The organism is Streptomyces sp. CC228A (genome assembly GCF_021390935.1).
In the GTDB taxonomy this organism is placed as follows: domain Bacteria; phylum Actinomycetota; class Actinomycetes; order Streptomycetales; family Streptomycetaceae; genus Streptomyces.
Genome location: NZ_JAJPUI010000002.1, coordinates 350460 through 363446, shown reverse-complemented (window position 1 = coordinate 363446; position 12987 = coordinate 350460). Strand labels below are relative to the sequence as shown.

General features: G+C 72.9%; 10 protein-coding genes and 1 pseudogene. 8 read left to right on the top strand and 3 right to left on the bottom strand.

The features are described 5' to 3' along the window. Positions 1–119 precede the first annotated feature (119 nt). Positions 120–1334: a helix-turn-helix transcriptional regulator gene (locus tag L6E17_RS07005; RefSeq protein ID WP_236239901.1), complete on the bottom strand. Its 1215-nt coding sequence runs from the start codon at positions 1332–1334 to the stop codon at positions 120–122. A 338-nt stretch (positions 1335–1672) separates the two neighbouring features. Here L6E17_RS07005 and L6E17_RS07000 point away from each other — a divergent pair, with 338 nt between their 5' ends. After that, positions 1673–3460, top strand: a complete 1788-nt coding sequence (locus L6E17_RS07000) for a glycosyltransferase family 2 protein (protein WP_236239900.1) — start codon at positions 1673–1675, stop codon at positions 3458–3460. 3 nt (positions 3461–3463) lie between these two features. Continuing rightward, entirely contained in the window at positions 3464–5440 is a 1977-nt protein-coding gene (locus L6E17_RS06995; protein WP_236239899.1) for a kelch motif-containing protein, read from the top strand. Between the two features lie 18 nt (positions 5441–5458). Here the strand turns inward: L6E17_RS06995 and L6E17_RS06990 are convergent. Beyond that, positions 5459–6531: pseudogene (locus L6E17_RS06990) on the bottom strand (glycoside hydrolase family 6 protein). A 171-nt stretch (positions 6532–6702) separates the two neighbouring features. Here L6E17_RS06990 and L6E17_RS06985 point away from each other — a divergent pair. The 5 genes from L6E17_RS06985 (at position 6703) to L6E17_RS06965 (ending at position 10649) form a co-directional block, all read left to right on the top strand. Further along, on the top strand, positions 6703–7212 hold the full coding sequence (locus L6E17_RS06985) for a MarR family winged helix-turn-helix transcriptional regulator (protein WP_236239898.1): 510 nt from the start codon (positions 6703–6705) through the stop codon (positions 7210–7212). A 52-nt stretch (positions 7213–7264) separates the two neighbouring features. After that, a complete protein-coding gene (locus tag L6E17_RS06980; protein ID WP_236239897.1) occupies positions 7265–7597 on the top strand; it encodes a DUF3817 domain-containing protein in 333 nt (110 codons plus the stop codon). 85 nt (positions 7598–7682) lie between these two features. Next, positions 7683–9383, top strand: coding sequence for a methylmalonyl-CoA mutase (locus tag L6E17_RS06975; protein ID WP_236239896.1), 1701 nt, complete (start codon positions 7683–7685; stop codon positions 9381–9383). A 182-nt stretch (positions 9384–9565) separates the two neighbouring features. Then, complete coding sequence (locus L6E17_RS06970; protein ID WP_236239895.1) at positions 9566–10039, top strand: hypothetical protein; 474 nt, start codon at positions 9566–9568, stop codon at positions 10037–10039. Between the two features lie 118 nt (positions 10040–10157). After that, the gene (locus L6E17_RS06965) at positions 10158–10649 is read left to right on the top strand and encodes a GNAT family N-acetyltransferase (protein WP_236240386.1); all 492 of its coding nucleotides are present in this window, start codon (positions 10158–10160) and stop codon (positions 10647–10649) included. Here L6E17_RS06965 and L6E17_RS06960 read toward each other — a convergent pair. Then, the gene (locus L6E17_RS06960; protein WP_236239894.1) at positions 10636–11286 is read right to left on the bottom strand and encodes a TetR/AcrR family transcriptional regulator; all 651 of its coding nucleotides are present in this window, start codon (positions 11284–11286) and stop codon (positions 10636–10638) included. The two genes, L6E17_RS06965 and L6E17_RS06960, sit on opposite strands and share 14 nt — an antisense overlap. Before the next feature lie 243 nt (positions 11287–11529). Here L6E17_RS06960 and L6E17_RS06955 point away from each other — a divergent pair, with 243 nt between their 5' ends. Continuing rightward, complete coding sequence (locus tag L6E17_RS06955) at positions 11530–12501, top strand: tetratricopeptide repeat protein (protein ID WP_236239893.1); 972 nt, start codon at positions 11530–11532, stop codon at positions 12499–12501. Positions 12502–12987 lie beyond the last annotated feature (486 nt).

Below are 12987 nucleotides of genomic sequence, written 5' to 3'. Positions count from 1 at the left end.
CGTGCCGGGGACGACCGCTTCCCGCCGCTCCGGAGCGGCCCCGTCAGCCGGGGGTCATGGGGCGATCGTCGCGCGAGCCGCCGCCGCGTGACAGGGACGGAACGTCCTACTTCGGGGCGCTAGTCGGCGACACTCAGGTACTCCGCCAGTCTGCGCAGGCCCGGCGGGCGTACGGGGCCGTTCCACAGGTCGCGGACGACGGCGACGGCCAGGGTGTGGTGCCGCATCCACGCGGGCGCCGTCCGCCGCAGACCGTGCAGGACCCGTACGGCCCCGGCCGCGTCGCCCAGGTCCGTGTGCGCCCGGGCCACGTCCAGCAGCAGCCAGGTGCGCCACGACGGGGGCGTGTCCCGGCTCAGGCGCATGCCCTTGGCCAGCGCCAGGGCCTCTTCGGGGCGCTCGTGCTGGACGGCGAGGCGCACCCGCTCGATACGGACGGAGGACCTGCTGAACACCGACACCAGGCGCCCGTCGGTCGGCGGCGGCAGATGCGCCAGGCGGCCCGCCGCCTTCTCCGCCTCGACCATCATCACGTTCGCCGTCTCGTAGTCGTCGCTCCTGGCGTACGACGTGGCGGCGGACATGAGCAGGCCGCCCCACACCCGTACGCCTTCCGCTGTGCCGGTGTGCTCGCGCTCCACGGCGTCCGCCGCGTGCACGGCGAGGGTGCGCGCGTCGTCCAGCCGGGCCTGCCGCTGGTACGCCCACGCCACCGAGTTCGCCACCATCGCGGGCAGCAGCGGGTCCGCCGACTGTCCGGCCGCCGCGTGGGCGCGCTCCAGCGCGGACAGGGCGAGGTCGGTCTTTCCCAGGCGGACGGCCAGGTGTCCGCCCAGTTGCAGGGCCTTGCCGAGGGCGGCCTGCCCGGACGCCCGCTGTTCCGCGCTCCCCGCGGCGGACAGCAGCCGCGCGTCGGCGATGACGCCCGGGAGGACGTCCATGAGCCGCCCGAACTCCGCGGCGTGGTAGAGCGTCCAGGCGTCGGCCAGCTCCGCCCGCACCAGCGCCGGGGAGAGCCGCTCCACGCCCGCGGGCTCGGCGGGCGGCGCGAACAGCGGCGGCATGATCGCCCGCCGCACGGCGACCAGCTGCGGCGGATCCGCCTCACCGCTGGACGGCACCCCGGGCGGGTCGCCCAGCAGGGCGGTCAGCTCCACCCCCAGCCCGTGCGCCAGCGAGTGCAGCGTGGGCAGCCGGGCGCTGTGCTTGCGGTGCTGCTCAAGCCGCCGTACGACGTCGACGGACACGCCCGCCTTCTCGGCCAGCCCCTCCTGCGTCAGCGCCGCACGCCGCCGCAGCCGCGCGATCCGATCCCCGAGGTGCTCAGCAGCCATACCCCGAAGGTACGCCGCGACCCGAGCCCCCCGGCTGCTTGCGGCGGAATCGCCCGCCCGGGGTGGACCGGTGCGCCCGCCGCCCCCGTACCTCGGCCGGCCTGCGTTCCACGCCGCGCCCGCCTGCCGTCGCGCCCCGCCCGCCGCCTGCCGGGCCCCTGCCGCGCCCCGCGGCGTGCCCCGCAGCGGCCCCGCCCGTGGTCTGACGGATCGTCAGCCCGGCCCGTCAAACCCCTCACCCCCCGCTTCCCCCGCTCGGACTCCTCCGGTCGACATGTCCGTACCTATCCCTTTCTGTTGACGTAAGCGATCTCAGTCGACAGGGCTGGAGGCCATTCGTGCACCGGTCGGAGGGCAACGCGCGCACATACGACTACGACAGCTACAGCCGCCTCGCCGGGCCGCTCACCGAGCCCGACCCGGCGGGGTACACCGTCCAGTACCGCAGCCTGCTCTCCGAGGAGCCCCGGCGAATACGAGCCGTCCTCCTGATGGTGCTCGCCCCGGTGCTGTCCGCGGCCCTCCTCGCGTACCTCGTCTGGCCCACCCACTGGACCCGGCGCGAGGGCGGGGACCGGTGGCTCGTCGCCTTCGACACCGTGATGCTCGTGTCGATCGGGCTCATCTGCCTCTTCATGCTGGTCAACGTCGCCTCCATCGCCCACGCCACGCTGATGGCCCGCGACCCCGTACCCGTACGCCCCGAGCCGGGCACCCGCGTCGCCTTCCTCACCACCTACGTCCCCGGCAAGGAGCCCCTCGCCATGGTGCGCGCCACCCTGGAGGGCGCCGTCCGCATCCGGCACGACGGGACCCTCCACGTGTGGCTCCTCGACGAGGGGGACGACGAGCAGGCCAAGGCGCTCTGCGCCGAACTGGGCGTGCACCACTTCACCCGCAAGGGCGTGCTCGACTGGAACCGCTCCCGGGGCGTCCACAAGGCGAGGACCAAGCACGGCAACTACAACGCCTGGCTCGCCCGGCACGGCGGCGACTACGACTACTTCGCCTCCGTCGACACCGACCACGTCCCGCTCCCGAACTTCCTGGAGCGGATGCTCGGCTACTTCCGCGACCCGGACGTGGCCTTCGTCGTCGGGCCCCAGGTGTACGGCAACTACACCTCGGCCGTCACCAAGGCCGCCGAGTCCCAGCAGTTCCTCTTCCACGCCCTCATCCAGCGCGCGGGCAACCGCTACCGCGCCCCCATGTTCGTCGGCACCAACAACGTCGTCCGCGTCGCGGCCGTGCTCCAGGCCGGCGGGCTGTACGACTCCGTCACCGAGGACATGGCCACCGGGTTCGAGATGCACCGGAGGAAGAACCCGAGGACCGGGCACCACTGGCGGTCCGTCTACACCCCGGACGTCCTCGCCGTGGGGGAGGGGCCCGCCTCCTGGACCGACTTCTTCACCCAGCAGCTCCGCTGGTCCCGAGGGACGTACGAGACCCTCCTCAAGCAGTACTGGAAGGCGCCGTTCAGGATGCCTCCCGGGCGGCTCCTCAACTACTCGCTCATGCTCGTGTACTACCCGATGACCGCGGTGAACTGGTTCCTCGGCATCCTCAGCTGCTCCCTCTACCTGTGGCTCGGCGCCTCCGGCACCCAGGTCTCGTCCTCCGTGTGGATGATGCTCTACAGCGACGCGGCGGCCCTCCAGATCGGCCTGTACCTGTGGAACCGGCGCCACAACGTCTCCCCGCACGAACCGGAGGGCTCCGGCGGCCTCGCCGGCATGGCGATGTCGGCGCTGTCCGCGCCCGTCTACCTGAAGTCCCTGGCGGCCGCGCTGCTGCGCACCAGCGGGCGGTTCGTCGTCACCCCCAAGGGCCGCCAGGCGAGCCCCGACCGGCTGCTCACCTTCCGCATCCACCTCGGCTGGGCCGCGGTCCTCGCGGCCGCCCTCGCCGCCTCCGTGCACTTCGGCCACACCCACGCCGCGATGCGCACCTGGGCCGTCCTCGCCCTGCTCGTCGCCCTCGCGCCCGTCGCCGTCTGGGCCTGGACCACCGCCCGCGAGCGCCGCGCCGCCGCTGCGGCCGCCGCCCCCGCCGCGACCGGCGCCCCCGCGGCCGCCGAGGAACCCGAGACCGCCGCCCTGGCCACCACGACAGGAGGGAACTGACCCATGGCCTACCGGCCGTCGCAGAAGTTCAAGAAGACCCTGCTCGGCGGAGGCGCCGTCGTCGTCCTCGCGGGCCTCAACGCCCCCGCGGCGCTCTCCTTCGCCGAGGAGAAGTACCACGCGTACAAGATCGCCCAGCCCGCGTACAAGGCCAGGTACGGCTCCTGGGCGCCCGTGCAGGTCCCCGGCGAGTACCGCCTCAACGCCATCCACGCCGCCCTGCTCCACACCGGCAAGGTGCTGCTGATCGCCGGGTCCGGCAACAACCAGAAGAACTTCGACGCAGGGTCCTTCAAGACCGTCCTGTGGGACCCCGCCGACAACACCTTCACCGCCGTCGACACCCCGGAGGACTTCTTCTGCGCCGGCCACAGCCAGCTCCCCGACGGCCGCCTCCTCGTCGCCGGCGGCACCGCCCGCTACGAGGTCCTCGACGGCGAGGTCAACCGCGCGGGCGGCGCCATGCGCGTCAAGAACGAGAGCCCCGACAAGGCCGTCACCCTCAAGAAGGGCACCGTCTTCCGGTCGCCGTCGGGCGTCGAGTACGTGTCCCGGTTCGACGTCACCGTCCCCAAGGCCAAGCGCGAGTTCACCATCTCGTACTACAAGAGCGGCCAGATGAAACCGTGGGAGACCAAGGTGACCGCCGCCGAGGCCCGCGTCTTCGTCGAGGCGAAGCAGGAGGGCCCGAAGGGCCTCACCACCCAGGCCGCCCAGTACCGGATCGTCGGCCTGAAGGGCGAGGACGCCCGGAACGTCTACGGGCTGGCCCAGAAGCTCACCACGGAGAAGCAGGACTTCCAGGGCATCAAGTCCGCGTACGAGTTCGACCCCGTGGCCGAGAAGTACGTCCCGGTCGACCCCATGGCCGACGCGCGCTGGTACCCGACGCTCGTCACGCTCCAGGACGGCCGCGTCCTCGCCGTCTCCGGCCTCAACGACGTCGGCGACATCGTGCCCGGCGACAACGAGATCTACGACCCCGAGACCAAGAAGTGGACCAAGGGCCCCTTCCGCTACTTCCCCACCTATCCGGCGCTCTTCCTCACCCAGGGCGGCAAGCTCTTCTACACCGGCGCCAACGCCGGCTACGGCCCCGCCGACAAGGGCCGCATCCCCGGGCTGTGGGACCTGAAGAAGAACGTCTTCACCGAGATCCGCGGCATCGGCGACCCCGACCAGCTGGAGACCGCCGCCTCCCTCGCCCTCCCGCCGGTCCAGGACCAGAAGTTCATGGTCCTCGGCGGCGGCGGCGTCGGCGAGTCCGCCCTGTCCACGCCCCGCACCGCCATCATCGACCTCAAGCAGCAGAGCCCCGTCTTCCGCCCGGGGCCCAGCCTGCCCCAGGGCACCCGCTACCTCAGCAGCGTCCTGCTGCCCGACGACACCGTCTTCACCACCGGCGGCTCCCGCGAGTACCGCGGCCGCAGTGCCAGCGACATCCTCAAGGCCCAGTTCTACGAGCCCGCCACCAACACCTTCCGCCCGGCAGCCGACCCCACCGTCGGCCGCAACTACCACTCCGAGGCGCTGCTGCTCCCCGACGGCCGCGTCGCCACCTTCGGATCCGACCCCCTCTTCGGCGACAAGGACAACACCAAGCTCGGCACCTTCGAGCAGCGCGTCGAGGTCTACACCCCGCCCTACCTCCAGGGCGACGCCGCCACCCGGCGCCCCGTCCTCGGCGACGGCCCGAAGGAGCTCGACGCCAACGGCCGCGCCACCTTCCGCACCAAGGACGCCGCGAGGATCACCGAGGCCCGGCTCATGCGGCCCAGCGCCGTCACCCACACCACCGACGTCGAGCAGCGCTCGGTGGAACTCGGCCTCACCCGGACCGACGACTCGATCACCGTCGAGGCCCCGCTCGACCCGACCCTCGTACCGCCCGGCTGGTACATGCTCTTCGCCCTCGACGACGAGGGCCGCCCGTCCGTCGCCAAGTGGGTGCAGGTGAAGGTCCCGGCGAAGAGCGAGTAGCGCCGGCCGGGCCCCGGCTCAGCCGGCCGGGCCCCGGCTCAGCCGGCCGGGCCCCGGCTCAGCCGCCGCGCGCCGCGCCAGCCCCAGCGCGTACTCCGGCCACCACGTCCCCGCCGGCGGGCCGCCCCGGCACGTGCCGTCCGACTCGCCGGGCCGCTTCACCCACAGGTAGGCGTCCACGCGCGGCACGCCCGTCCGCAGGGTCGGCGGCGTGCCCAGCGCCCGCCCCGGCGGGTTGCACCACGCCTCCGCGCCCCCGCCGGGCAGCGGGCCCGCGCCGTTGCGGCTGGTGTCCACGGTGAAGTGCGCCCCGCCGAGCAGCGCCGACAGCTGCGAGCCGAACGCGGTCACCTCGTCGGTCGTCTGGAAGTTCGCCACGTTCAGGGAGAAGCCGTCCGCCCGGTCCACGCCCGCCCGCCGCAGCGGATCCACCAGCTTGCCGGGGTCCTTGATCCACGCCGGGTTGCCCGCGTCCACGTACACCTTCGTGTGCGGCTGCCGCTTGAGCCGGGTCACCGCCTCGGACAGCAGGGCGTACCGCTCCTCGGCCGCCCCGCCCGCCGCGCAGCCGTCCACCAGGTGCGGCACCGCGTCCGGCTCCAGCACCACGATCGCCGGGGCGTCGCCGACCGCGCCGGCGAACGCGTCCACCCACGCCCGGTACGCGCCCGCGTCCGCCGCCCCGCCCGCCGAGTACTGGCCGCAGTCCCGGTGCGGGATGTTGTACGCCACCAGGATCACCGTGCGCCCGTCGGCCGCGGCCCCCGCACCGCCCGGGTGACGTCCGGCACCGGGTCGCCGCCGGACGGCCACACGGCGGCCGGGCGCTCCGCGATCCGCCGCAGCGCCCGCGCGTCCCCGGTGCGCCCGGCCGCCTCGTACGCCCGGACCTGCCGCGCCGCGGGGCTGTCGGGGTCCACCCAGAGCGGCGACCCCGCGGAGGGCGCGGCGGCCTGGCCGGAGTCGGCGGGGGCGCTGCCGCCGGTCGTGCGCGGGGACCGGCCGGCGTCCCCGGGGGAGCAGCCGGCCAGGACGGCGAGCAGAGCGGCGGCGACGGTCAGACGGGAGGCCGTCAGGTGGTGGCTGGACATCCGGACCCCTTGGGCGGCTGAGGGCAGGCTGCTGCACATCGTGACACAGTGGTCACATTCGGTCAGGGTGCGACACCGGTGCCACACTGGTGGCACAGCGGGCTGCGAGGCCCGGCGACCAAAGCGTGAGACCGGGCTGACCGCCATGTGACCGCTGGGTAAGGTCGACCCGTGCCGAAGCCGCTCAGTCTCCCGTTCGACCCCATCGCCCGCGCCGACGAACTCTGGCAGCGGCGCTGGGGCCCGGTGCCTTCGATGGCCGCGATCACCTCGATCATGCGCGCCCACCAGATCCTGCTGGCCGAGGTCGACGCCGTGGTCAAGCCGTACGGACTGACGTTCGCCCGGTACGAGGCGCTGGTGCTGCTCACCTTCTCCCAGGCGGGCGAGCTGCCCATGTCCAAGATCGGCGAGCGGCTCATGGTCCACCCCACGTCGGTGACGAACACGGTGGACCGGCTGGTCAGGGCGGGCCTGGTCGCCAAGCGCCCGAACCCCAACGACGGCCGCGGCACCCTGGCGTCCATCACGGACAAGGGCCGGGAGGTCGTGGAGGCCGCCACCAAGGACCTGATGGCCATGGACTTCGGGCTCGGCGCGTACGACGCGGAGGAGTGCGCGGAGATCTTCGCGATGCTGCGGCCCCTGCGAGTGGCGGCCGGGGACTTCGAGGAGGCATAGCCCGGCGGGGGCCGGTGAAGATCGGCCCCGTCGCCTGGTTACGCTCGTAGCCATGAAATCCAGCGTGCTGACCCGCTACCGCGTCATGGCCTACGTCACCGCGGTCATGCTCCTCGTGCTCTGCGGGTGCATGGTCGCCAAGTACGGCTTCGGCGTCGGTGAGGACGTCACGTTCGTGGTGTCCCAGACCCACGGCGTCCTCTACATCATCTACCTGATCTTCGCCTTCGACCTGGGCTCCAAGGCCCGCTGGTCCTTCGGCAGGCTCCTGTGGATCCTGCTGTCCGGGACGATTCCCTTCGTCGCCTTCTTCGTGGAGCGGAAGGTCACCCGCGAGATCCAGCCGCTGGTCGCGGCGGCGGAGCCCGCCGTCGCGAAGGCGTAGCGCCGCACACCCGCCGACCGCCGGGCGGACGCGCCCGGCGGTCAGCCATCGACATTTACTAGGACGTCCTAGTAAATTCGAAGGTATGGACGCTGACGCCATCGAGGAAGGCCGCCGACGCTGGCAGGCCCGCTACGACGCCGCCCGGAAGCGCGACGCCGACTTCACCACGCTCTCCGGAGACCCCGTGGAGCCCGTCTACGGGCCCCGGCCCGGCGACACCTACGAAGGCTTCGAGCGGATCGGCTGGCCCGGGGAGTACCCCTTCACCCGCGGCCTCTACCCGACCGGCTACCGCGGCCGCACCTGGACCATCCGCCAGTTCGCCGGCTTCGGCAACGCCGAGCAGACCAACGAGCGGTACAAGATGATCCTCGGCAACGGCGGCGGCGGCCTCTCCGTCGCCTTCGACATGCCGACGCTCATGGGCCGCGACTCCGACGACCCCCGCTCGCTGGGCGAGGTCGGCCACTGCGGGGTCGCCATCGACTCGGCCGCCGACATGGAGGTCCTGTTCAAGGACATCCCGCTCGGCGACGTCACCACGTCCATGACCATCAGCGGCCCCGCCGTGCCGGTCTTCTGCATGTACCTCGTCGCCGCCGAGCGGCAGGGCGTGGACCCGTCCGTCCTGAACGGCACCCTCCAGACGGACATCTTCAAGGAGTACATCGCCCAGAAGGAGTGGCTGTTCCAGCCCGAGCCGCACCTGCGGCTCATCGGCGACCTGATGGAGCACTGCGCGGCGGGCATCCCCGCGTACAAGCCGCTGTCGGTCTCCGGCTACCACATCCGCGAGGCGGGCGCGACGGCCGCGCAGGAGCTCGCGTACACGCTGGCGGACGGCTTCGGATACGTCGAGCTCGGCCTCTCACGCGGCCTCGACGTGGACGTCTTCGCACCCGGCCTGTCCTTCTTCTTCGACGCGCACGTCGACTTCTTCGAGGAGATCGCCAAGTTCCGCGCGGCCCGCCGCATCTGGGCCCGCTGGATGAAGGACGTCTACGGCGCGAAGAGCGACAAGGCGCAGTGGCTGCGCTTCCACACCCAGACCGCGGGCGTCTCCCTGACCGCCCAGCAGCCGTACAACAACGTCGTCCGCACGGCCGTGGAGGCACTGGCGGCGGTGCTCGGCGGGACGAACTCCCTCCACACCAACGCCCTGGACGAGACCCTCGCGCTGCCGTCCGAGCAGGCCGCCGAGATCGCGCTGCGCACCCAGCAGGTACTGATGGAGGAGACCGGCGTCGCCAACGTCGCCGACCCGCTCGGCGGCTCCTGGTACGTCGAGCAGCTCACCGACCGGATCGAGGCGGACGCGGAGAAGATCTTCGACCGCATCAAGGAGCGCGGCCTGCGCGCCCACCCGGACGGCCGCCACCCCATCGGCCCGATCACCTCGGGCATCCTGCGGGGCATCGAGGACGGCTGGTTCACCGGCGAGATCGCGGAGTCCGCGTTCCGCTACCAGCAGGCCCTGGAGAAGGGCGACAAGCGGGTCGTCGGCGTCAACTGCCACCACGGCTCGGTGACCGGCGACCTGGAGATCCTCCGTGTCAGCCACGAGGTGGAGCGCGAGCAGGTCCGCCTCCTGGCCGACCGCAAGGCCCGCCGCGACGACGCCGAGGTGCGCACCGCCCTGGACACCATGCTGGCCGCCGCCCGCGACGGCTCCAACATGATCGGACCCATGCTGGAGGCGGTACGGGCCGAGGCCACGCTCGGCGAGATCTGCGGGGTGCTGCGCGAGGAGTGGGGCGACTACGTGGAGCCGGCGACGTTCTGAGCAGTCGACCCGGCCCGGGCCCGGCGCGACGGGAGCGCCGGTCCCGGGCCGTTCTGCGTCCCTGCCGCCGAAGCACCGCGACCGCGCGGCCGCAGGCCGCGGTGGTGCGCGACGTGCCGCCGTGCCGGGCTACCATCCGTCTGCCCCGGTACGGCGGCATTTCACTGCGGCTCGGGGGGCTCATGACGCATCGGACCTATGGCACCGCACGCCGTGCGGTGTGCCTCTCGGCCGCCGCGGTGCTGCTGGTCGGCGGGTGCGGCCCCTTCTCCACCGACAAGACGCCGGAGCGGGGGAAGAACGGCACCGATGCGCTCGACCTGACCGTCAGCGGGCGCCCCACCCCCGGCAGCCTCGCCGTCACCGAACACGTCCTGGCGCGGCTCAAGGAGCGGGACCCCGAAGGGCTCGCCGACCTCGCCGCCGAGCAGGGCGATCCCGAGGCCGACGCCCGGCGGCTGGTGAGGCAGTGGGGCGCCGCGGCGCAGCGCCCGGCCACCGCCCACTTCTACCCGGGTGAGAAGTACGACCCGTCCGTCACGATCCGGTTCGGCGGGGCGCGGCCGGAGCTGTCCCTGCTGCTGGTCCCGGAGGACGAGGACAGCATCGGGGACGACACCTACCGCGTGCTGCTGGGCCGGGAGTCCGCTCCGTAGCCCCGACGGGGAGCCCGCGCCGCCCGTGACGGAAGGCGCACCCGCGCTCGCACCGGGGGCCCGGCACGGAAAACCGCTGGCGGGGACCGTGATCGGGATGCATGCTGGCCGGATGCGCATCGAGATCCGAGAGGCCGCCGACGAGGACTGGCCCGCCGTCTGGCCGTTCTTCCGCCGGATCATGGCCGCGGGGGAGACCTTCACGTATCCGGTGGACCTCGCGGAGGACGAGGCCCGCGGCTGGTGGCTGCTCCGGCCGCCGAACCGCACGGTCGTCGCCGTGGACGCCGACACGGGCACGGTCGTCGGCTCCGCCAAGATGAACAACAACCAGCACGGCAACGGCTCCCACGTCGCCAGCGCCAGCTACCTCGTCGACCCGGACCACGGCGGGCGGGGCGTCGGGCGGGCGCTCGTGCTCGACAGTCTGGACTGGGCCGGGGCGGCGGGCTTCCGCGGCATGCAGTTCAACGCCGTCGTGGAGACCAACCGGCACGCCGTACGGCTCTACGAGCGGCTCGGCTTCCGGATCGTCGGCACCGTGCCGGGAGCCTTCCGGCACCCCGTGGAGGGGTACGTGGGGCTGCACGTCATGTTCAAGGAGCTGTGACGCGGCCTGCCGCCGCGCCGAGCCCGCCCAGGAGCAGGGCCGTGAAGCGGTTCACCCACGCCGCGGTCACCGGTTCGCCGCTCACCAGGGCGCGGTGCACCACGGCGCCCGCGATGACGTCGAAGACCAGGTCGTCGGTGCCGTCCTCCTGCGTGCCCGCGGTCGCCGGCAGCTCGCCGCGGGCCTGGGCGCGGGCGCGGCCCTCCAGGACGAGGCGCTTCTGCCGGTCGACGATCGAGGCGCGGATGCGGTCCCGCAGGGCCCCGTCCCGGGTGGACTCCGCGATGACCGCCATGAGCGCCGTCTTCGCCTCGGGCCGCTGGAGGATGCCGGCGAACTGGTGCACCACGCCCTCGATGTCGGCGGCGAGGCTGCCGCGGTCGGGGAGCTCCAGTTCGTCGAAGAGGACCGCGACGGCGTCGACGACGAGCTCGCTCTTGCCGGGCCAGCGGCGGTAGAGGGTCGTCCTCGCGACGCCCGCGCGGGCGGCGACGTCGCTCAGCGACAGCTTGGACCAGCCCTGCTCGACCAGGGCGGCGCGGGTCGCCTCCAGGATCGCGGTGTCGGCCGCGGCGCTGCGCGGGCGCCCGGGCCGGGCCGGGGCGGCGCCGGGGGGATCGGTGCGGGGGGTGCGCATGACGGCGACCATACCGGTGAGTAGGTCCGTTGTTCCGGCACCGCACGTGTGGGGCACTTCACAGGGGGTGCCTAGCCGCCCCGCGGGTCCGCCGGATACGCTACGAGCCGTAGCGAAAGGGTCCACCGAGGCCCGGGCGACGACAGGCGACAGTTCGCAGGCACCGAGTGGGGACCCGGTGCCGACACCGCGGCGGCAGCCGTGGCGTACCGGTCACGCGCGCGGAAGGGGGAGGATGTATCCATGCAGCCTAGGAACATGTCCATGAGCGGCGTCGTCGACCTCGCCGCGGTGAAGGCGGCCGGAGAGGCCAAGGCGAAGGCGGAGCAGGCGCGGGCCCAGGCGGCCCGGCAGGGCGGGGCGGCGGCCGTACCGCCGTCCGCGCTGGTGATCGACGTCGACGAGGCGGGCTTCGAGCACGAAGTCCTGCAGCGCTCGGCCGAGGTGCCCGTCGTCCTCGACTTCTGGGCCGAGTGGTGCCAGCCGTGCAAGCAGCTCAGCCCCCTGCTGGAGCGCCTGACCGTCGAGTACGCGGGCCGGATCGTGCTCGCCAAGGTCGATGTCGACGCCAACCAGCTGCTGATGCAGCAGTTCGGGATCCAGGGGATCCCCGCCGTGTTCGCGGTGGTGGCGGGGCAGGCCCTGCCGCTCTTCCAGGGCGCGGCTCCGGAGGAGCAGATCCGCCAGACCCTGGACCAGCTCGTCCAGGTGGCCGAGCAGCGGTTCGGGATCACCGGGATCGCCGTCGACGCGGACGCCGAAGCGGGCGGGGCCGAGGCGCGGGTCGCGCCGGCCGGACCCTACGACGCCCTGCTGGAGGCCGCCGTGCGCGCGCTGGACTCCGGTGACATCGCCGGCGCCGTCCAGGCGTACAGGAACGTGCTGGTCGACGACCCGGGCAACAGCGAGGCCAAGCTCGGTCTTGCGCAGGCGGAACTGCTGGGCCGGGTCCAGGGCATGGACCCGCAGAAGGTGCGCAAGGACGCCGCGGAGGACCCGAAGGACGTCGCGGCGCAGCTCGCCGTGGCGGACCTGGACCTGGTCGGCGGACACGTGGAGCACGCCTTCGACCGGCTGGTCGACACCGTGCGGATCACCGCCGGCGAGGACCGGGACGCGGCGCGGCTGCGGCTGCTGGAGCTGTTCGAGGTCGTCGGGCCGGACGACCCGCGGGTCGTGAAGGGAAGGGCGGCGCTGGCGCGCGTGCTCTTCTGACGGGTGTTCACCCCCCTTTTCCGGGGGTTTGACCACCCCGCGCGGCGGACAGCCGCGAGGTGAGCCGGGTCGCCGGTACGGCGGCTGAGCAACGGACGGCGGCTGCGCTTTGCCAAAACTTGGCAATCGCAGCCGCTGTTACTTGCAGTAAGTCAACGGCGCTCTTATGTCCGGCCATTCCGCGATACATGGCCTTTTGCCGAACCCGCCGGTAGCACCGTGTGTACCTGCGCGGCCCCGTGCCGTCGCAGCCGGTTTATCGAGCCGTTACTAGCGGGTAACGAACCCCCTTGTGCCCCGGGCCCGAATGGACCACGATCGGCGTCGCTCGGTCCGAATCCGCACGAGCCCGGCAACCAGCCGTGCCCGCGGATCCGGGTCCCCACCGGGTAGGCCGGCGGCACTGTCGCGCCGGCCGCGGACAGGGGGGTTCCCGCCCACCGGCAGGACCTGTCCGAACGGGCCGCGGGCGCCAGCGCCGAGCGG

What these genes read in the sequence shown, in the direction of transcription:
- L6E17_RS07005 (WP_236239901.1), bottom strand. Translation starts at nt 1,334, where the DNA reads ATGGCTGCTGAGCACCTCGGGGATCGGATCGCGCGGCTGCGGCGGCGT.
- L6E17_RS06995 (WP_236239899.1), top strand. Translation starts at nt 3,464, where the DNA reads ATGGCCTACCGGCCGTCGCAGAAGTTCAAGAAGACCCTGCTCGGCGGA.
- L6E17_RS06980 (WP_236239897.1), top strand. Translation starts at nt 7,265, where the DNA reads ATGAAATCCAGCGTGCTGACCCGCTACCGCGTCATGGCCTACGTCACC.
- L6E17_RS06975 (WP_236239896.1), top strand. Translation starts at nt 7,683, where the DNA reads ATGGACGCTGACGCCATCGAGGAAGGCCGCCGACGCTGGCAGGCCCGC.
- L6E17_RS06970 (WP_236239895.1), top strand. Translation starts at nt 9,566, where the DNA reads ATGACGCATCGGACCTATGGCACCGCACGCCGTGCGGTGTGCCTCTCG.
- L6E17_RS06960 (WP_236239894.1), bottom strand. Translation starts at nt 11,286, where the DNA reads ATGCGCACCCCCCGCACCGATCCCCCCGGCGCCGCCCCGGCCCGGCCC.
- L6E17_RS06955 (WP_236239893.1), top strand. Translation starts at nt 11,530, where the DNA reads ATGCAGCCTAGGAACATGTCCATGAGCGGCGTCGTCGACCTCGCCGCG.